Here is a 19156-nt window from a genome sequence, read left to right on the forward strand (position 1 = left end):
CATGGTTAGAACATATCGTCATACCGTTGGAGACGTGACACTCAATTACCGCATTGATGGCGATGGCGAACCACTGGTCTGCATCCACGGTGTTGGTTCCTATCTGGAAGCATGGGACGGCGTCGCAGATCGGCTCAAAGGCCGGTTCACCATCCTTACCTTCGACCTTCGGGGACACGGAAAGTCCAGCAAGATACATGGTCGTTATGAAATCGACGATTTTGTCACCGAGACGCTGGCGCTTGCAGACAAGGCAGGCTTTTCAACATTCAATCTGGTGGGCTTTTCTTTAGGGGGAATGATCGCTCAGCGGTTGGCGCTCACTCATCTGAAAAGGCTGCGCAATCTTGTCCTGTTGTCCACTGTCTCAGGACGAACTCCACAAGAGCGAACGCGTGTTCTCGAACGTCTGGCTGCGTTACGCGCGGGAACGCCCGCGGATCATCACAACGCATCGCTGTCACGTTGGCTGACCGAGGATTTTCAGGAGAGAAACCCCGAGACCATTGCACTCTTGCGTGCACGCGACGCCGAGAACGATCCGGCTTGTTACGCTTCCGCATATCGAGTGTTGGCTGAAACGGATTTTGGCGGATTTCTCGATCAAATCCGCTGCCCCACATTGATTGCCACCGGTGAGGATGATGTCGGCTCCAATCCACGCATGGCTCGCTATATGCACGAGCGCATCCCAGGTTCGAAACTGCAAATATTGCCCGGTTTGCGGCATTCCATCCTCATTGAGGCGCCTGAGCTAGTCGCCCATTTGCTTGGAACATTTATTGGGCCGAAGGAGTAAGCCAATGGATGAGACCCTAAAGGCCAAGGGTGAAACCGTACGGCGTAGCGTTTTGGGCGATGACTACGTTGATCGCGCGATGAACGGTGCGGATGAATTTTCCAGCCCATTTCAGGATATGCTCAACGAATATTGCTGGGGCAGCGTATGGACGGATGAAACGCTCGATCTCAAACAGCGCAGCCTTCTGAACCTTGGCATGCTTGCTGCACTTAATCGCATGCATGAATTCGGCGTCCATTTTCGTGGCGCGAAGCGCAATGGATTGAGTGATAGCGAACTGCGTGCAACACTACTTCAGATCGCGGTTTATTGCGGAGTTCCCACCGGCGTTGAGGCCTTCAGGGTCGCCCGTTCAGTTCGCGGGGAAATGCAGCAGAAGGGCGAAATTTGAATTCCGCGTTCTATAGGAATGGGGGCCAAAGCAGTCCTCCGTTGTGAAGGATGACGGCAGGAATTTTCACCGTCAGGATTATACATAACGGCAAGTAAAATGTGCCGATCTTAACAATGAAAAGGGAACCAACATGAAACAGTTCGCGAAAATAGCTGCGGTTGCCACAGCGCTTTCGTTGCCACTCGCAGTGCTCCCGGCCCAGGCCGGTCCAGTGCTTGATCGAATAATGTCTGCGAAGGTGATGAAGGTTGCGACTGATGCAAACTGGGCGCCTCAATCGTTCGTGAATGACAAGAACGAGATGGATGGCTTCGATATCGACGTCGCAAAGAATATCGCTTCGCATCTTGGCGTTAAGGTCGAGTTCGTGACCCCAGGCTGGGATATTATCACAGCCGGTAACTGGCAGGGGCGCTGGGACATGCATGCGGGCTCGATGACGCCAACGCAGGCACGCGCCAAGATTTTCGATTTTCCCGCTGTTTATTATTACACACCCGCAGCTGTTGCGGTTCACAAGGAAAGCAAGGCGGAAAAGCTTTCCGATCTTGACGGAAAGGTCGTAGGCGCAACAGCCACCTCGACATTTGAGGCCTATGCCAAGCACGACTTGACGCTTGATGCTGCTGGCGCACCGCCGTTCAAATATGAGTTCGAGCCCAAGGAAGTGCGTTCCTATACCAATTCTTCAACGGCGTTCGATGACCTGCGTTTGGGCGACGGCGTGCGTCTTGATGCGGTTGTTTCATCCATGCCGGGCATCGTGGATGCGCAGAAGGCAGGCTACCCCATTAAACAGCTTGGGGAACCGGTTTTCTATGAACCCCTGGTTCTCGCGATCGAACACGGCGACAAGGAGTTCAATGACAAGCTTGCAGCAATCATCGATGAATTGCGCAAAGACGGCACTTTGAGCAAGCTCTCGGTTAAATGGTACGGCGTGGATTACACCACTGCCAAGTAAAGCCACAATAAAGGTGGCCCATCAGATTGGGCTACCCCGTTGTGCAGAGGATCCCCCATGCTCTATCCGGATACGGTCGAGTCCCAGGTGCTCGTTCACAAACCAAGGTTCGTTGCGGTTTTGTTTATTTCAGTTTTCGCTGTCATGCTCCTGTTCAATCTGAGCGGGACGACGATCGGCGAATTGATGCAGCCAGTCATTGGCGAGCCAGCAGAAAGCGGGCTTTACGGTCGTTTTGCAATTGCATTCGTTATTGCTGCAATGTTTATTCTTAATGTGGTGCTTATCGGCTTCGCTTCACGAAACGTCCAGATTGGCGTGGTCTGGCTAGAACTGCTGATCCTGTTTTTTCTTTTCTTCCGAACGTTCAATCTCAGCCTCCCTTTCATTGAGGAGAAACTTCCGTTTCTCATCACGCAGGGCCTTGTAACCACTATCTACATTTCGGCACTTTCTATTGTTATCGCCTCTGCTATCGCCATTCTGGGGGCGGTAGCGAAGCTTTCCAACAACGGCTTTGCATACGCAATAGCGAGTTTCTATACTTCGTTTTTCAGGGGCTTGCCACTTCTTATGCAGGTCTATCTGATTTATCTCGGACTTCCGCAGCTCGGCATCATTATTGATGCAGTGCCTGCAGGTATTCTGGCGCTTTCGCTTTGTTACGGAGCGTATATGACTGAGATTTTCCGCTCAGGCATTCAGAGCATTGATCGCGGACAATGGGAAGCATCCCGCTCTATCGGGTTTGGATTCGGTCTCACCATGCGCAAGGTGATTCTACCGCAAGCGCTTCCAGTAATCATTCCACCCACAGGCAACCAGTTCATCTCCATGTTGAAGGACAGCTCGCTTGTTTCTGTGATCGGCGTCTGGGAGTTGATGTTTCTGGCCAGAACCCTCGGGCAAAAAACATTTCAACATATGGAAATGCTGATCACTGCTGCAATGTTGTACTGGGTTTTGTCGATCTGTCTTGAGTTTATTCAGTCACGCATTGAACGTCACTATGCCAGGAGCAAGGTCCGATGAGCACTGATCCGATTATCGATGTCCGTAACGTTTCGAAATGGTATGGGAGTTTTCGGGTTCTCACAGACATCAATCTGAAGGTTCACAAAGGCGAGCGGATTGTCATCTGCGGACCATCGGGGTCTGGAAAATCAACCCTGATCCGCTGTTTCAATCGGCTTGAAGCGCATCAGGAAGGCGACATTGTCGTTAACGGTATCACTCTGCATAACAAGATGCCCAATGTTGGTGACGTGCGAAAGAATGTTGGCATGGTGTTCCAGCACTTCAATCTATTTCCACATATGACCGTTCTGAAGAACTGCATGGTTGGGCCGATGTGGATCAACGGTATAAAAGAAGCGGAAGCAAAGAAACTTGCCATGAAGTTTCTCGAACGCGTGCGCATCCCCGAGCAAGCCAGTAAATTTCCGATCCAGTTGTCTGGTGGACAGCAACAACGCGTCGCTATCGCGCGTTCACTTTGCATGCAGCCTGCAGTTATGTTGTTCGATGAGCCGACCTCAGCGCTTGATCCTGAGATGGTTTCGGAGGTACTTGATACCATGACCGGACTTGCCAGGGACGGTATGACAATGGTTTGTGTCACCCACGAAATGGGGTTTGCTCGCGCCGTTGCCGACCGTGTTATTTTTATGAACTCTGGGCAGATCGTTGAAGAGGCAAGCCCAAACGAGTTTTTTGGAAATCCCCAGCATGAAAGAACGAAGCTGTTTCTAGGACAAATTCTCAAGCATTAGCTCGCTTCAGATTATGTTATTTCGATGAAACCAGTTGAAGAACGCTTCGACGGGTAGTCTATTGATGATGTGTAGGGTGAGACCCAGACACGAGCCGTGCTATTTACCGCAGGAAAATCCCCACCCTTCTTCGTCCGCTTAGACGGATGTCATATCTTCACGTGCGCCCATCATAGCGACGTCAAAGCAAAATCGTTTGCACTGATATATAAAATGGGGAACCAATGAAAACGATATCTGCCCTCAAAATAACAGCTCTGTTTGTCAGCTTGCAGTTTTCTGCGAACTACAGTTTTGCTGATGCGCCGAAATTGAGTGATCTGATTGATCAGAAATACCCGGCTCTTGAAAAGATCTACAAGGATATCCACTCCCACCCAGAATTAGGGTTTCATGAAACCCGCACTTCGAATTTGTTGGCGGATGAACTTAGAAAACTTGGCTTTGATGTAACCACCAAATTCGGCGTTGAGTCTGGTCTGGTGGGTGTTTTCAAGAACGGTGATGGTCCGACCATCATGCTACGCACGGAACTCGACGGGCTTCCGATGGAAGAAAAGACCAACCTTGATTATGCAAGCCGTGTGCAGGTTCCTGCCACCCAGTGGCCTGGCAACAAAGATGAGAGTGCCAAGGTCTTCGTCTCTCATAGCTGTGGCCACGATATTCACATGGCGTCTTGGCTGGGTGCCGCTCAAACACTGGTCGACTTGAAACAAAAGTGGCGCGGAACACTTGTTCTGATTGGGGAGCCTGCTGAAGAAACCGGAGGGGGGGCTACAGCAATGCTCAAGGCCGGACTGTTTGAAAAGTTTCCAAAGCCTGACTTTGGTTTTGCGTTGCACGTCAACGCCGATTCAGCAGGAAAAATCACGGTGAAGGATGGGGCTTTCAGTGGTAACTCAGATACTTTTGACCTCACCTTCAAGGGCCGCGGCGCACATGGAAGCGCTCCACATCTTTCGATAGATCCCATCGTGATCGGCGCACGCTTTGTCAACGAAATTCAGACCGCTGTGAGCCGAGAGAAAGACCCTCGCGAGCCCGGTGTTATCACCGTGGGAAGCTTTCAGGCTGGGACCGCGGCGAACATTATTCCCGATGAAGCTAAGTTAAAGTTGACGATGCGCTCGACTTCTCCGGAGACAAGAAAACTTCTACTGGATGCCGTACAGCGCGTTTCAAAGACCACGGCTGAATCGGTAGGCGCACCGGCGCCGGAGTTGCAAAGGATTGGAGGCGGTGCGGTTGCCGGTCGCAATTCCACGGAGCTTATCAAAAAGATTAAACCGGTTCTCGATGAGAGCTTTGCTGACGAAATTTCGTATGTGCCCTCAGCCGTTCAACCGACCCTCGGAGTAGAAACATATCCGGAATTCATCGAAGCAGGAGTGCCTTCCATTTTCTATTGGATAGGAGGATCTGCTCCCGAAGCAGTCGAACAGGCCAAACAGGATGGGAAGCCTATTCCATCCAACCATTCCCCCCATTTTGCACCGGATCCCGAGGTTTCGATTAAAACGGGGACCAAAGTGCTCGTTCTCTCGGTTTTGGCTGCAGCAGAAGCTGAGTGAAATAAATTTTCAATCTCCGATGCCCATGGACGCGGTCAATGCACAGGACAAAAACCTGAAAGAGCGCCCATGGGTCACAATGTATAGTAGGCTAGCCTGTCCGGGCTCGATTTCGTGTAAAAGACACATCCCACCGAAGCCCGTGAGCCCAAGAACTTTGGCCGCGGCGATGGGAGCCGACGGAAAGGTTCTGCTTATAAGGTTGTGCGCGCTATTGGAAACTCAGCTGTTAACACACCTTACTGATTGCCAGTCAAGATTCTTGACGGCTGCACCTCCTTAATAGCAAATGGCCCCTCATTGTGAAAGGACGCACACTCCCCACTGTTGTGCAATATGAACCGCCCTGGTTTGCCGGAGACCCCAACTCGTGAGAAATAGGGTCTATAACAAGCAACGGCATATATAAATCCTTTGTCAGTTAATTTTTCATTTTTAGAACATCCTGGTGTTCAACTGAGTTAGTTTTTCTGGAAACTCATCGCTTCAAGGCGCCAATTATCCATTTTGGATGTTTGCGTAGCTCCCCAAACTCCGTTCAACGTTATCGTTTGCTAACCGGCGCCGGTGTCACTTCCTGCATTGGCGAGACGGTTAAACCCTGCGATGTGGAGCAGAGCTTGTGGCAGACACTTCCATTTCACTCATAGCATTTCAGTACCCAAAACCTGAAAAGCGAGACGAACTCGAAGCCAGATTAAAAGAACTGGCGAAAGCATCAGCGCTGGAGCAGGGCTGCCTCGCCTATGAATTGTCCACGCTTGCAGACAACAACTCGGTTTTCGTCTTCTACGAACGCTGGGCCAGCCAGGCCGACTTGGATCGCCATTTCAACGGCGAAGCGTTTCAGGCGTTCTGGAGCGAACGCATGACATATCTCACCAAAGACGTCGAAGTTAAAATTCTACAGTCTGTCTAAATACACGTAAGGAAAATACACATGGAAAAAGACCTACAGGAACAGATTGCGAAACTATCCGCAAAGCTTGACAGGCTAGCAGCAGAATCGGAGATCCGCCGTATCATCAGCCGTTATATGTTGCTTTGCGACACGCCTCTACCTGAAGGAGATATGACGCCAGAACGACGTATCGAGCTCATTGTTGACCTGTTCTCCGATGATGCGACTTGGGAAGGCGTTGGTCCGTATTATGAAAATCAGTTTGGTTTCAGCTCCGGAAAAGCAGAGCTGGTTGAGCATTTCCAAGGCTTTTTCCAGCCCCGCGAACCTGAGATGCTGCTCAACTGCCACTATCTGACATCAGAGCATATCACCGTCAACGGTGATACCGCAGAGGGCAAGTGGGTTCACTTTCAGCCTTGGATCTTCAGCGACGGCTCTTCGGTCCTGCGGTCAAGTCGGCTGTTCAATGCCTTCAAGAATGTGAACGGCGTGTGGAAGATGTCACGCTACCGCACGGAAAACGTCTTCATTGCGCCGCTTACACCTGGCTGGGCCGAGAATATCCCGAAAAGCTCTGTGCTTTTCAATCCGCAACTCGCGCGCTAGCAACTAGAAACAAAAAGGGGAACAAATAATGCAACATAAAAACCGGGGCAGGACTGAACAAAACCGAGAGCGCAACACGTTTCGTGCGCTCTCGCTCCTAAAACGCGTTGCGTTGGCCGGCGCCACCGCCATGGTGTTTGCAACATCTGCATTGGCCGCAGATATTAATTATCCCACCTTCCAGTGGACGGAACCGACGTATGGCGCCTTTCTTAAGGAACTTAAAGCCGAATTTGAAAAGCAAAATCCGGGCGTCACTATCAAGGACACGTTCATCCCATTCGCGTCTTTTGCCGACCAGATGTTCATCGATATCTCATCAGGTAATCCGCCAGACGTTCTGACGGCTTTCGATCCTGATTTCAAAAGATATATCGAAGCTGATCTTCTCGAGCCTCTCAACGACTACCTCGATGCCACAGGGATCAAGTACGATGATTTCATAGCACCAGAACAACTGGCGGTTAAGGACGGTAAAATATACGGCATCCCTTTTGCCACCAATCCACGCGCCCTCTTTATCAATAAAGCCATGCTGGATGCAGCGGGCCTCGGCATCCCTAAAAACGCTGAGGAATTTGAGAACGCGGTCAAAGTTCTTCGCGACCCCAAGCAACAGAAGTTCGGACTTGCGCTTTCCGCCTACTCCGGAGCGCCTTCCCAGCAATATCTGGAATATGCACCGATCATCGCCAGTTTCGGGGGAAAGTTTTTCACCGAGGGCAAACCAACGGCCAATACGCCAGAGATGATAAAAGCCCTGACGTTCTACAAAAATGTGGTAACGAGCAATCTTGTACCCAAAGGAGCCAAGTTCGAAGTCTTCCGACCAATGTTTGTAAATGGCAAGATCGCCATGTATGCTGCTGGCCCGTTTATGGCTGCAATGGCGAAATCCGGCAATCCAGAGACCTACAACAATCTGGTTACGGAACCACTGCCTCTCGGCGCTGGAAAGCCCATTACAGTCACAAGCTTCCTGGCAATACCGAAAGCATCCCAGAACAAGGATGAGACCGCCAAGCTTCTGATGATGATGCTGGAGACGAAATGGCAGGAACGCCTTGTACAATTGGCAAGTGTCATTCCCGGTCGTAAGGGCATGGTTCCAGCTGATTACCTTAAGGAAAACCCTTGGTTCGAAACCTTTACTAATCTCGCCAGCACAGCTGTTAGCTATGCGCCGGAAGGTGTCGAGCAATATGGTAGCGACGTGATCTCACTGATCGGGAAGCGTATCGAAGCAATGCTGTTTAACGGCGCTACACCGGAAGATACTGCCAACGCCATCCAGAAAGATCTGGTGGCATTCATGGAAACCAAGAAATAGCCACGCACGACCGGACGCGAAAACTGTCCGGTCCATTCGAGGTAGAACATGTCAGCCATCACATCAGATCAGACCCCAACCAAATCTGTGCGGTCCCGCCCGCATATGCATTTATTACTCTTTTTTGGTCCCTGTGTCGTCTCACTTATCGCGGTGTTTGTCTTTCCAGTCTGGCAGACTTTCAAGATGAGCTTTTATGCCGACACAATGGGGGGACATCCCGCCTTTGTGGGGGTCGCAAATTACGCCAGGATCATCGGCGCGGAAGATTTTCTGAAGCTCGTTGCGACTTCAGTAATCTACACACTTGGCAATGTTGTTTTGGTCTGGGGGCTCGGTCTGGCAATCGCCATTTTGTTAAATCAGCACTTTCCCGGTCGCGCTGTTGTACGGGCGTTGTTCATCGTACCCTGGGCAATACCCTATGTTGCAGCGAGCCTAATTTTTTCGCTGTTATTTAACTTCGATGTAGGCGTTATCAACTATTTGCTTTCGACACTGTTCGGCACCCATCTTTCGGTGGACTTCCTGAACAGCTGCCCGAATGCGCTTGTCACGCTTACTGGAATATCGATCTGGAAGCTGCTTCCGCTCGGCATGGTCATGATGCTGTCGGCACTGCAATCAATTCCCGGCTCGCACTACGAGGCGGCTAAAGTGGACGGGGCGACCGCACTACAGGCGTTTTGGCATATTACTTTGCCCGGCGTGAGATCAACAACCGTGATGCTCACGCTTTTGATGATGATCTGGTGTTTCGGGCGATCTTTTACGGCGATCTACCTCCTTACAGGCGGGGGTCCCGCTGGCTGCTCCGAAACGATCGTGCTGCGCAGTTATCTTGAAATGTTCCAGCAGTTTCATCCAGGCACCGCCGCAGCCCTTGGCGTCGCAGTTCTGCTGATCTCAATGATATGTGCCGGTATTTATTTTGCTGTCATCAACGCACGAGGTAACCAGGCATGAGCACCGGATCCCATTCAACGAAAAGAGCCCACTGGTCTCTCGTCCTGCTTGCCTATCTGTTGGCGTTCATTATTTCGATCCCTCTTCTCTGGATGGTAAAGTCATCTTTTGAAAGTGATGCAGCCGCCACAGCATACCCTCCTGCCCTATTGCCGGATGGGCATTTTATCGGAACGTTCAGTACAATTTTCTTCGATACCCGCCTTTTCCATTGGCTTCTGAACTCCTTCCTTGTCGCAGCTCTTTCAACCTTGGTGGCGCTGGCAATCGGCATTCCGGCCGCTTATGGCTTGTCCCGGTTCAAATTCAGACACAAGAGTCTTCTGACATTGTCGATCCTGGGAACGCAAATGATGCCGCCAATCGTTCTAATCATTCCGCTCTACACAACGTTCATCAGCTTTGGACTGGCGGATAGTCTGGTTGGCGTTATCGTAGCAAATGCGGCATTCGCGTTACCGGTCATGGTCTGGATGCTGAAGACCGTTTTCGACGGCGTTTCTTTCGAAATAGACGAGGCGGCTCGTATCGACGGCGCATCGTGGTACTATATTGCACTGAGAATCGTAACGCCTCTTTCGCTTCCGGGTGTTATCGCCGCATCGATCTTTTCATTCCTTAACGCTTGGGATGAATTCATGCTTGCACGCACCTTGCTGCGCAGCGTCGATCAATGGGTGGGGACCATTGGTTTGTCGTCGCTATTCGGTGAGTACGTCACTCCGTGGAACCAGATCATGGCCATGGCGCTCGTCTTCACTATCCCGCCTGTTCTCCTCTTCCTGCTGGTACAACGCTACTTCGTTTCAGGTCTCAGCGCCGGAGCAGTCAAAGGCTAATTCAACAACATCAAGCGCCCCTCGGCGCCAGCTACGAGGCAATCCATGGCTTCCGTTTCTCTGGATAATGTACAGAAAGCTTACCATAACTTCTCCGTCTTGAAGGACATCAGTGTCGCTATCGATGATGGATCCTTCGTGACGCTCGTAGGGCCGTCAGGTTGCGGCAAATCCACCCTGCTGCGTATGATTGCAGGGCTGGAAAACATCACCGCCGGAACAATTTCGATCGGCGACAGCATCGTAAACCAGCTCGAGCCCAAGGCGCGCAACATAGCTATGGTTTTCCAGAACTACGCCCTCTATCCGCATCTGACCGTGGCAGAGAATATGGGCTTTGCACTAAAGCTGGCCAAGGCGGATAAAGAGGAGATTGGCCGGAAGGTCCGACACGCGTCTCAAATCCTCGGACTGGACGCCCTTCTTCATCGCTACCCCAAGCAGCTTTCCGGCGGACAGCGCCAGCGCGTCGCAATGGGACGCGCTATTGTCCGCAACCCCGCCGTTTTCCTGTTCGACGAACCTCTGTCCAATCTGGACGCCAAACTGCGCGTGCAAATGCGAGCCGAAATCAAGTCACTTCACCAAAGGCTCAGGACAACGACCATCTACGTCACGCATGATCAGGTCGAGGCAATGACCATGGCTGACAAGATAGTCGTCATGAAAGACGGGCTCATAGAGCAAGTCGGCGCACCGCTGGATGTCTATGATCGCCCCACCAACATCTTCGTTGCAGGATTTATCGGGTCGCCTGCGATGAATTTTGTCACGGGCAAAGTTTCCACCGACAGCTTCATCACCGCCGGCGGCATTAAGCTTCCCTTGCCTCGGTGTGCTGACCTGACTGGCCGGTCTGTCATCTATGGCGTCCGTCCCGAACACATGCATGTTTCGGAGTTTGGCGCGATCGCGACCGTCACCGTCATTGAACCAACAGGGGCGGAGACCCTTGTCACCGCTGAAATCGACGGGCAACCGGTGCACTTCGCTATTTCGGGCCGCAGCGACCTGACCCCGGGATCAACCGTGCGTGTTGCGCCGCAGGTCGAGCACATTCACCTTTTCGATGAGACAACCGGACGCCGGATCAATTGATGAACTCTTTCCAGAATTTGTTGGGATCGCCCCAATCACCATTTGTCATACGGACGTCGCTAGGCGGCAGTGGACTACGGGTCGCGGTCAAGGATAACATCAATATCAAGGGGCTCGGCACGACGGCGGGAAGCCGTGTCTATCGGACCGAACCGCCTGCACTCAAAAGCGCCACTATCGTTCAGCGACTACTTGCCGCCAATTTCCATATTGTTGGCAAAACGAAGCTGCACGAACTTGCCTTTGGTATCACTGGCATTAATGACGCCTTCGGCACACCTATCAATCCGCGTTTCCCGAAGCTTATTCCTGGTGGGTCCTCCAGCGGTTCCGCCGCAGCCGTCGCCGCGTCTCTGGCCGATGTAGCGATTGGCACCGATACTGGCGGATCCATCAGAATTCCCGCCGCCTGCTGCGGCGTCTTCGGACTGAAGCCAACGTTCGGGCGTATCCCCCGCGACGGAGTGTTACCAGCCAGATCCTCGCTGGATTGCGTTGGTGTTTTTGCACAATCGGTCGCCCACCTAGAGACCACAATGGAGGCCCTTGATCCGCATTATAAGAGGGAAGCTTCCGGCAGCTATAAGCTCGGGTTTGTTGCGCCTCATGGCAATCCCGAGATATCCGATGCTATAACAGCCGCAGTCCGCGCAACAGGGTTGCCGATCTGTAAAGTTATGCTTGCACATTTCGACTCTGCGTTTTCAGCTGGCTTAACGATGATCGAATATGAAACCGCAAACGCATTTCGCGACCTGCTGGATTCCTCATTGATTGGCGATGACGTATTAACACGACTTAGAAAGGCGACAGGTATCACCGCAGAAGACATGCGGGTCGCCGAAGTCATACGAAAGCAGTTTCGCGAAGAGCTTAAAAACGCCTTTGAGACAGTCGACGTGCTAGTACTACCGACTATTGCGGACTATCCGCCTCCACTGGCGGACGCGAGAACCGATAGAAGCGCAGTTTCGCTGACCAAAAATGTACGCCCGTTCAATCTTTCGGGTAATCCGGCCATCGCCGTCCCATTACCCTCCATCAACGAACGGCCTGTATCCTTGCAAATAGTAGGACCAATGGGCAAGGACGATGTTGTATGCGCAGTTGCCCGCCAGTTCGAGGCCTGTCTCACACGTTAACGTTCTTGCATTGCATCTGCCGCTCACCTACGGTCGCACGAAGTGTCCACCTATTGGATGCCGATGGAGAGTTTGATCTTGAGCCCGTATGAGATCGCACGCGTGATTGCTTTCATGTCGCGTCTTCGCGATGCCTTCCGGCCGATGCATGGCAAGGTTGAGGATGACGCGCATTGGCGAATAATAAGTCATGTTGTCAAGCGCTTCATCGAAGGTGGTACCGTCACTCTGACAGAGTTGATTCAGATTTCGGAGCTTCCCTATGCAACAGCCCACCGCAAAATAAACGAACTTCTGCGCGAACAAATGCTGGAAAAGTTTTTCAGCGGCTCTGACACCAAGCGCTTTCAACTGATTCCCAGTAATCTGCTGCTCGATCAGTTCTACAACTACGCGAAGGAGGTCAAAGTAGAACTTGCGCGCGTATATGGTGACAAAAACTTCAGTAATGATGAGGAATATTTTTTTGGAGGCGATCATCAGGCACTGGCGCTGAGCGAAGACCAGCTTCGCGCTGTTCGCAACATAGACGGCGTCGAAAAGGCGGTTTTTCTCCTTCACAATGACTTTTATTTCATGTCCTTGCGGCATCTCTGGTCCGATTTCCGAAAACGGTTAGGCCCCTATCAGAACTTCCACATGCGCAACATGGAGGATTTGCATGCTGAATTGTTGGCCAATGCCAAGCGGCCGGAATCCACCTTTGATATCGTTGCACTGAATGCGCCGTGGGTTGGGCAGTTTGCTGAAGCCGGCGCCGTCATCAACCTCAACTCCCTGACGAACGCAAGACGGATCGTGCCTCAAAGCTTTAATCCTGAAGTCTGGGATATGGGGATGTCGAAAGGAAAACAGTTTGGCATTCCCAGCTATGCTGCGGTCGAAATCCTGGCGGCCCGAAAGGACCTTCTGGAAACTGAAGGCCTGAAATCTCCTGCAACATTCGCCGATGTGCTTAAATGCGGTCGCGCCTTGCATGACCCCAATAACGGGCGTTACGGGATTGTTTGGAACGCCAGTCGCGGCATCGATATCGCGCATACGTTCATGTTCATTATCGGCTGTTGCGGCGCTCCCATCCCGGACCTCGCCCAGGTAAAAGGCGGCTTCGAGAAAAAGGATATGAATGGGGGCAAAGTGCGAGCACTGATCGATAGCTATGCGGCGCACGAAGCGCTGGAGTATATGAAAGAACTTCTGAGCATATCGCCGCCGAATATTCTCGAAACATCGCGCCAAACCGTCCTTGACTTATTCACACGCGGGAAGGCGGCTATGGCCTATACGTGGTCTATCCATGCGACGCGTTTCGAAATGCAGATCGATTCCGCCGTCAAGCGGCGTGTAACCTATCTGCAACCACCGTTTGGAAGAGGTGGAAAAAGCCTTGCCCCGTTAGGCGGATTCGTCTTCGCAATTCCGAGCAATCTGCCACCGTTACGGATGGAAAAAGCAAAGCAGATCCTCACCTGGATGTGTAGTCCTGAAGCGATGCTCGCGCGTGCAAAGGACGGGCTACCGCTATCTCCTCTTTTCAGCCTCATGGGGGACCCGGGAGCCAACCTCAATTCACCAATCTACACACTGGTAAAGTCGCTGTCGCAACGTCGTCTGCTCAACGTATGGCAACGTCCCGCCATACCCAAATACATCCATATCGAAACCATTTTGGGCGAGGAGGTTCACGACGCGTTGATTGGCCACAAGTCAATCAAGGTGGCCTTGGCCGACGCCAACACGAGGATCAGATCCCTTGATCAAGATCTCCTCTATTCGTGATTACCCATAGTCCCCAGAACCAATTCCATTCCCGGGAATCGAGCTTTAGCCTGACGCGTGCTCAGTCTCGGAAGTGAGCACAAAGAAATCGCGGTCTTCAAGACCATTCTCCGCGGCATGAAGGAAACGCTCTAGGGAAAGCGCATTTACTGCCATTTCGACATCGACATCAGCTGCGGCTTCGGCAATCAAACCCGTATCTTTAACCATCTGGGAGACGGAAAATGCCGGTGGATAGTCGTTCTGCTCTATATTGGTTCGCTTGTATTTGAGAAGTGGCGAAACTACTGCACTTTCGCAGATAACTTCCATGATAACGTTCCGCGAAAGCCCACCCGCTTGACCCAGCCGTAACGCGTCCGCCATTAAAGTTGCATTTGCCGCTACAAGACTGTTCAGGACCAGTTTCAGATATCGCGCCTCCTCACTCGGACCGACGTAATATTGTCGATTTGAGAACGCTTCGAACGCCGGCCGGCATATCTCAAAATCAGCCTGCGGGCCGGATACCATGACCGTAAGGGATCCCGATTTCGCAGTATGGGTGCTCCCAGAAACGGGCGCGCGCAGATAACGGGTTGTCCGGATGCCGTTGGAGACCTTTTTCGAAATACGGGGAGAAACCGTACTCAAATCCACGAATATCTGATCCTCGTTCAAATGGCCTGCGAACCCAGATTCGCCGAAAACGAGATCATCGAGAACTTGATCATTAGGGATCATCGACATGATAATCTCGACGTCCTTCAAAAGCTCACCCACAGACGGAGCTATTTTGGCTCCATCTCCGCGAACTGTATGACAGTTTGCCGGATTTCTATCATAGACTGCCACATGATGGTTCTTCGCCAACAGATGACGCACCATCGGTTGGCCCATTTTACCAACCCCTATCCAGCCGATTCTTCGTTGCTTTGCCATTCTTGTCTTCTCCAAAACGCCTGTCTTCTCCTAGTGGTGTCCGAACATCACCTGGTCACAGTTCAAATCTCCAGTAGCAAAACATCCAGAATGGATACTCTGAACATTGCAAGAGATGCAGAAAAAGAGACGATCAGTTGTGCGTATGTTGGCCTCATCCTAATACTATGAAAGCAAAATCTCATGCTCTACGTCGTCCATTGTATCGATTTCGAAGACGCCCTTCCCCGCCGACTGGCCAACTACGACGCTCACAAGCAGTATCTCGCAAGCACTCCCGTGAAGACGGTCATTTCAGGTCCGCTAATCGCTGAGGACGGAGTCACCATGATCGGCTCAATGTTCATTGTCGAAGCCGAACGGTTGGAAGACGTTGTTTCATTTAACCACAACGATCCATTTCAGGGCGCACGTGTCTGGGCCGACACGCGGATTCATCCGTTCCTGATGCGCGTGGACAATCGTGCGCTCAAGATTGACTGAGGATCGGCATGCACTCATTCGCTTACAATTCAAGCAAAGTTCGTATTCTTTTCGGGGCCGGGACATTTCAAAAGCTACCCGACGAAAAAGACAGGATGGGATTGAACCGAATTCTTGTTCTGTCCACCGCCGCTCAGCGTGACGAAGCGATGGAATTAGCCAATATCATTAAAGACAGTTCCGTTGGCGTTTTCAGTGAAGCAGTCATGCACACACCAGTCAACACAACTGAGAAAGCCGTCTCAATCGCCAGAAACCTGAATGCGGATGGAATCCTTTCTATCGGTGGCGGTTCGACTACCGGCCTGTCAAAAGCTATCGCTCTCAGGACTGGCCTTCCGCAGATCATCGTTCCAACCACATATGCGGGATCTGAGGTCACGCCGATACTCGGACAGACAGAAAACGGCTCCAAGACCACCATTCGCGACCCGGGCATCCTTCCCGACCTTGTGATCTACGATCCCAATTTTTCAATGAAGCTTCCGGTCGAGCTCAGCATAACCAGCGGCCTCAATGCTATGGCCCATGCGCTGGAAGGGCTCTACGCTCAAGACAGAAATCCGATTTCGTCCCTGATGGCGATAGAAGGCCTCCGCGCCCTCCATAGCGCATTGCCGGCAATACAGGAAATTCCCGACGACAAGGACGCGCGAACGTCGGCTTTGTTTGGTTCCTGGTTGTGCGGCACGGTTCTTGGCACAGTAGGGATGTCGCTCCATCACAAGATTTGCCACACGCTCGGAGGAATGTTCGACCTCCCTCATGCCGAAACACACGCGATCCTGCTTCCCTACACAATCGCATACAATAGCGAGGTGGCGGCGATGGAACTTGCGCCTCTTCAAGACTTATTCGGCCCGTCAATCCCTGCTGGCATCTTTGACTTTTCACGACGCCTGGGCGCGCCGTATTCTCTCGCTCAACTTGGACTCGTGCGCCGCGATATAGAGCGGGCCGCCGAACAGTCCCTGAAAAACGCTTACTGGAACCCCCGCCGCCTAGAGCGCCAAGCTATCCAGCAACTCCTTGAAATGGCGCTGGAAGGCGCTCGCCCACGCTGAACTATATTGGGAGATGGACATATGAATGCGTACTTTTCGGAGGAAAATTCCACTGAAACCGTGAATGGACGAATGAAACCGAACTCGACCCGACTCACGGAAGTCATGGGGGCATTGGTCAGCCATTTGCACAGTTTTATAAAGGAAGTGGCTCTGACTCAGAACGAGTGGGAGTACGCTATCGACTTTTTGACACGCACCGGGCGGATATGTAGTGAAGAACGGCAAGAGTTTATTCTGTTGAGCGACACGCTAGGAGTTTCAATGCTTGTCGACGCCATCAACAATAGACGCCCCTGCGGTGCCACCGAAAATACAGTTTTTGGACCCTTCCATGTGAAAAACGCACCCGTGCGAAAGATGGGCGACTGCATTTCCCTAGACGGTAAGGGCGAAAGCTGTCGCTATTTTGGACGAGTGATTGATCTGAATGGCATTCCCATCGCTGGTGCGAGCATCGACGTGTGGTCCGACAATGCAGACGGCTATTACGACGTCCAACAGCCAGACATACAGCCGAAATGGAATAATCGTGGCATTTTCGTAACCGGGAATGATGGTTACTACGAGTTCTTCGGCATCAAACCGGTCTCATATCCTATCCCAGACGACGGGCCGGTAGGAGAAATGCTCGGCCATCTCGGCAGGCACCCATACCGGCCTGCTCATATGCACTACCTGGTGAATGCAGACGGCTATGAAAAGCTAATTACCCATACCTTCGTCGGAGAAGACGCCTACCTCAAATCGGATGCAGTGTTTGGCGTTAAAAAGACCTTGATTGCCCCATTCGAGCGCACATCGGGATCTATCAGCCTATGGCAGTCAAAGTTCGATTTCGTTCTTGTCCAAGCAGGAAATAAACAATGATCGCATTTCGATTTGCAGTCTCAGATCCCCGAAAGACCCACGCACGCGCGCAGCTTCATGATGCACACAAGAAACACATTGCTGACGCACCGTTCGAGGTTCTTATGTCGGGTCCCGCGTTCCAAGAAGGCAGTGATGCCACCGCTGCGGCATTACTAATTGCGAATGTTGCGACGTTAGCAGAATTGGAATTATTTAATTTGACCGATCCTTATGTAAACTCCGGCGTATATATAAAAACATGGATCCTTGAATGGAAGAATTCGAAAAGCTTAAGAATTATATGACCGAATATTTGTGATGGTCATCGCAATACTTATGAACTTTAAACAGATTTTATCTAATATAATCTGTTTATTTTAATAATGTTTATATCCATTTAATATTAATGGTGATACGGGAATTAAATTATAATTATGCTATATAAAGTAATAAATATTCTGACATCCAGTCTGAAACATATCCAGGCCATTCTTCGTCTGAGAGCGCCTCTTCCCTTAGAATTAGCGTTATATGCATTCATTTTAATCTCAGGATTCATACTATCAGGCTCCTGCACACTGCATCAAGCCACCGAAACGTTTGAAAAGATTTATATGCATACGGAGTTGTTTTTCCTCCCGCCTTGAACGGATATGATCCGCTGACCCTCGCAATTGGGAGATGTGCAGATTGCCAGTCAGAAGTGTGAGAATGCCGAGCCTCCCCATAACAGCTTACGATAGCCACGTCATGTTAATCTGAGTGACAACCTAGGTGTTGAAATTAGCACCATTTGGTGATAAATTGACTCAACTGCAGGAGGTAGTTTTATGCGTTCAACCATTAATCTTGATGATAATCTCTTGGAAAAAGCCAGATCCCTGACGGGCACAAAGGAGACAGCCGCTTTGGTCCGCCAAGCGTTAGAAGCACTCGTGCGCGTCGAGACTGGTAAACGGCTTATCGCTCTTGGAGGCACCATGCCGGACGCTGAAGCCGCCCCCCGCCGTCGGAGCTCAGTGAATAAGTGATATTAGCAGATACTTCCATTTGGATTGATCATTTCCGCCGAGGTGATAACGATCTTGTAAAAATTATTGGTAGCGATCTTCTGCTTTGCCATCCGGCAGTCATTGGCGAACTTGCTTTGGGCAGCCTACGCGACAGGACCGCTGTGTTAACTTTTCTCCGCGCACAGCGTGAGACTATCGTAGCAACCCACGACGAGGTTATGACTCTCATTGAGAGGCATAACGTTTTTAGCATGGGTATTGGCTACACGGATGCTCACTTGCTCGCTTCTGTCCTACTTGATCAGCGCACATCACTTTGGACCCGAGACAAGCGGCTCAAGCTAGCGGCCCTCAAAGCTGGCGCTGCTCTTTATGAGCCCTTTCACAGTTAAAAAGAATATAACGCCATCCGCTTGATCGGCCGTTTTGATGAGCTCGAACGGGTGACACGGTCTTGAATGGGACCGGAAGCAGAAAGTCCGGTCCGGCCAAAAAATGTGCTAAACGGGGCATAATGAGCTGTCGGCACAACCACCTGATTGCCAGTCAAGAGTTATACAAATCGCCTTTTCAATGCAGTTTATAGTGGCTAGAGGCTCAGGCGGCTTCGAGGCGTCATATTCCCCCATACCAATCATATCCATAATCCTCCC

General features: G+C 51.3%; 21 protein-coding genes. 20 read left to right on the plus strand and 1 reads right to left on the minus strand.

All coding sequences use genetic code 11. The features are described from left to right. Position 1: 1 nt before the first annotated feature. The 14 genes from FHW03_RS23510 to FHW03_RS23575 all read left to right on the plus strand — a co-directional run bounded on the left by FHW03_RS23510 (position 2) and on the right by FHW03_RS23575 (position 14170). Complete coding sequence (locus FHW03_RS23510; RefSeq protein WP_182522856.1) at positions 2–799, plus strand: alpha/beta fold hydrolase; 798 nt, start codon at positions 2–4, stop codon at positions 797–799. A gap of 4 nt (positions 800–803) precedes the next feature. Then, positions 804–1193 (plus strand): carboxymuconolactone decarboxylase family protein, encoded by a 390-nt coding sequence (locus FHW03_RS23515; RefSeq protein WP_182522857.1) that lies wholly within the window; start codon positions 804–806, stop codon positions 1191–1193. Positions 1194–1326: 133 nt separating this feature from the next. Then, a complete protein-coding gene (locus tag FHW03_RS23520; protein WP_182522858.1) occupies positions 1327–2160 on the plus strand; it encodes a transporter substrate-binding domain-containing protein in 834 nt (277 codons plus the stop codon). A gap of 57 nt (positions 2161–2217) precedes the next feature. Beyond that, on the plus strand, positions 2218–3192 hold the full coding sequence (locus tag FHW03_RS23525; protein ID WP_182522859.1) for an amino acid ABC transporter permease: 975 nt from the start codon (positions 2218–2220) through the stop codon (positions 3190–3192). Continuing rightward, positions 3189–3932, plus strand: a complete 744-nt coding sequence (locus FHW03_RS23530) for an amino acid ABC transporter ATP-binding protein (protein ID WP_182522860.1) — start codon at positions 3189–3191, stop codon at positions 3930–3932. Before FHW03_RS23525 ends, FHW03_RS23530 begins: the two co-directional genes overlap by 4 nt. 224 nt (positions 3933–4156) lie before the next feature. Further along, entirely contained in the window at positions 4157–5506 is a 1350-nt protein-coding gene (locus tag FHW03_RS23535) for an amidohydrolase (protein WP_182522861.1), read from the plus strand. Positions 5507–6128: 622 nt separating this feature from the next. Further along, a complete protein-coding gene (locus tag FHW03_RS23540) occupies positions 6129–6425 on the plus strand; it encodes a putative quinol monooxygenase (protein WP_182522862.1) in 297 nt (98 codons plus the stop codon). Positions 6426–6446: 21 nt separating this feature from the next. After that, a complete protein-coding gene (locus FHW03_RS23545; RefSeq protein WP_182522863.1) occupies positions 6447–7016 on the plus strand; it encodes a nuclear transport factor 2 family protein in 570 nt (189 codons plus the stop codon). Between the two features lie 28 nt (positions 7017–7044). Beyond that, a complete protein-coding gene (locus FHW03_RS23550) occupies positions 7045–8346 on the plus strand; it encodes a sugar ABC transporter substrate-binding protein (RefSeq protein WP_182522864.1) in 1302 nt (433 codons plus the stop codon). A 48-nt stretch (positions 8347–8394) separates the two neighbouring features. Continuing rightward, positions 8395–9312: a carbohydrate ABC transporter permease gene (locus FHW03_RS23555; RefSeq protein ID WP_182522865.1), complete on the plus strand. Its 918-nt coding sequence runs from the start codon at positions 8395–8397 to the stop codon at positions 9310–9312. After that, positions 9309–10151, plus strand: a complete 843-nt coding sequence (locus tag FHW03_RS23560) for a carbohydrate ABC transporter permease (RefSeq protein ID WP_182522866.1) — start codon at positions 9309–9311, stop codon at positions 10149–10151. Before FHW03_RS23555 ends, FHW03_RS23560 begins: the two co-directional genes overlap by 4 nt. 45 nt (positions 10152–10196) lie before the next feature. After that, positions 10197–11249: a sn-glycerol-3-phosphate ABC transporter ATP-binding protein UgpC gene (locus tag FHW03_RS23565; RefSeq protein ID WP_182522867.1), complete on the plus strand. Its 1053-nt coding sequence runs from the start codon at positions 10197–10199 to the stop codon at positions 11247–11249. Beyond that, positions 11249–12391, plus strand: a complete 1143-nt coding sequence (locus FHW03_RS23570; RefSeq protein ID WP_182522868.1) for an amidase — start codon at positions 11249–11251, stop codon at positions 12389–12391. Before FHW03_RS23565 ends, FHW03_RS23570 begins: the two co-directional genes overlap by 1 nt. A gap of 78 nt (positions 12392–12469) precedes the next feature. Continuing rightward, positions 12470–14170 carry an extracellular solute-binding protein gene (locus FHW03_RS23575; RefSeq protein WP_182522869.1) on the plus strand — a complete coding sequence of 567 codons (1701 nt, stop codon included), beginning with the start codon at positions 12470–12472 and terminating at the stop codon, positions 14168–14170. Between the two features lie 45 nt (positions 14171–14215). Here the strand turns inward: FHW03_RS23575 and FHW03_RS23580 are convergent, their stop codons facing one another. Beyond that, positions 14216–15091 (minus strand): NAD(P)-dependent oxidoreductase, encoded by an 876-nt coding sequence (locus FHW03_RS23580; protein WP_182522870.1) that lies wholly within the window; start codon positions 15089–15091, stop codon positions 14216–14218. A gap of 183 nt (positions 15092–15274) precedes the next feature. On the opposite strand from FHW03_RS23580, the gene FHW03_RS23585 reads away from it, so the two are divergent. The 6 genes from FHW03_RS23585 to FHW03_RS23610 all read left to right on the plus strand — a co-directional run bounded on the left by FHW03_RS23585 (position 15275) and on the right by FHW03_RS23610 (position 18895). Beyond that, the gene (locus FHW03_RS23585) at positions 15275–15574 is read left to right on the plus strand and encodes a YciI family protein (RefSeq protein ID WP_182522871.1); all 300 of its coding nucleotides are present in this window, start codon (positions 15275–15277) and stop codon (positions 15572–15574) included. Between the two features lie 8 nt (positions 15575–15582). After that, the gene (locus FHW03_RS23590) at positions 15583–16638 is read left to right on the plus strand and encodes a maleylacetate reductase (RefSeq protein WP_182522872.1); all 1056 of its coding nucleotides are present in this window, start codon (positions 15583–15585) and stop codon (positions 16636–16638) included. Positions 16639–16659: 21 nt separating this feature from the next. Continuing rightward, positions 16660–17508, plus strand: coding sequence for a dioxygenase (locus tag FHW03_RS23595; RefSeq protein WP_182522873.1), 849 nt, complete (start codon positions 16660–16662; stop codon positions 17506–17508). Further along, positions 17505–17795: a YciI family protein gene (locus FHW03_RS23600; protein WP_182522874.1), complete on the plus strand. Its 291-nt coding sequence runs from the start codon at positions 17505–17507 to the stop codon at positions 17793–17795. The genes FHW03_RS23595 and FHW03_RS23600 overlap by 4 nt, the downstream gene beginning before the upstream one ends. 525 nt (positions 17796–18320) lie before the next feature. Then, positions 18321–18521: a type II toxin-antitoxin system VapB family antitoxin gene (locus FHW03_RS23605; protein ID WP_010660355.1), complete on the plus strand. Its 201-nt coding sequence runs from the start codon at positions 18321–18323 to the stop codon at positions 18519–18521. Beyond that, on the plus strand, positions 18518–18895 hold the full coding sequence (locus FHW03_RS23610; RefSeq protein WP_182522875.1) for a type II toxin-antitoxin system VapC family toxin: 378 nt from the start codon (positions 18518–18520) through the stop codon (positions 18893–18895). Before FHW03_RS23605 ends, FHW03_RS23610 begins: the two co-directional genes overlap by 4 nt. Positions 18896–19156: the final 261 nt, after the last annotated feature.

This window comes from Ochrobactrum sp. RH2CCR150 (genome assembly GCA_014138095.1).
Classification (GTDB): Bacteria; Pseudomonadota; Alphaproteobacteria; order Rhizobiales; family Rhizobiaceae; genus Brucella; species Brucella gambitense.

Coding starts and splice junctions, on each gene's coding strand:
- FHW03_RS23510 (WP_182522856.1), top strand. CDS start 2: ATGGTTAGAACATATCGTCATACCGTTGGAGACGTGACACTCAATTAC.
- FHW03_RS23515 (WP_182522857.1), top strand. CDS start 804: ATGGATGAGACCCTAAAGGCCAAGGGTGAAACCGTACGGCGTAGCGTT.
- FHW03_RS23520 (WP_182522858.1), top strand. CDS start 1,327: ATGAAACAGTTCGCGAAAATAGCTGCGGTTGCCACAGCGCTTTCGTTG.
- FHW03_RS23525 (WP_182522859.1), top strand. CDS start 2,218: ATGCTCTATCCGGATACGGTCGAGTCCCAGGTGCTCGTTCACAAACCA.
- FHW03_RS23530 (WP_182522860.1), top strand. CDS start 3,189: ATGAGCACTGATCCGATTATCGATGTCCGTAACGTTTCGAAATGGTAT.
- FHW03_RS23535 (WP_182522861.1), top strand. CDS start 4,157: ATGAAAACGATATCTGCCCTCAAAATAACAGCTCTGTTTGTCAGCTTG.
- FHW03_RS23545 (WP_182522863.1), top strand. CDS start 6,447: ATGGAAAAAGACCTACAGGAACAGATTGCGAAACTATCCGCAAAGCTT.
- FHW03_RS23550 (WP_182522864.1), top strand. CDS start 7,045: ATGCAACATAAAAACCGGGGCAGGACTGAACAAAACCGAGAGCGCAAC.
- FHW03_RS23555 (WP_182522865.1), top strand. CDS start 8,395: ATGTCAGCCATCACATCAGATCAGACCCCAACCAAATCTGTGCGGTCC.
- FHW03_RS23560 (WP_182522866.1), top strand. CDS start 9,309: ATGAGCACCGGATCCCATTCAACGAAAAGAGCCCACTGGTCTCTCGTC.
- FHW03_RS23565 (WP_182522867.1), top strand. CDS start 10,197: ATGGCTTCCGTTTCTCTGGATAATGTACAGAAAGCTTACCATAACTTC.
- FHW03_RS23570 (WP_182522868.1), top strand. CDS start 11,249: ATGAACTCTTTCCAGAATTTGTTGGGATCGCCCCAATCACCATTTGTC.
- FHW03_RS23580 (WP_182522870.1), bottom strand. CDS start 15,091: ATGGCAAAGCAACGAAGAATCGGCTGGATAGGGGTTGGTAAAATGGGC.
- FHW03_RS23585 (WP_182522871.1), top strand. CDS start 15,275: ATGCTCTACGTCGTCCATTGTATCGATTTCGAAGACGCCCTTCCCCGC.
- FHW03_RS23590 (WP_182522872.1), top strand. CDS start 15,583: ATGCACTCATTCGCTTACAATTCAAGCAAAGTTCGTATTCTTTTCGGG.
- FHW03_RS23595 (WP_182522873.1), top strand. CDS start 16,660: ATGAATGCGTACTTTTCGGAGGAAAATTCCACTGAAACCGTGAATGGA.
- FHW03_RS23600 (WP_182522874.1), top strand. CDS start 17,505: ATGATCGCATTTCGATTTGCAGTCTCAGATCCCCGAAAGACCCACGCA.
- FHW03_RS23605 (WP_010660355.1), top strand. CDS start 18,321: ATGCGTTCAACCATTAATCTTGATGATAATCTCTTGGAAAAAGCCAGA.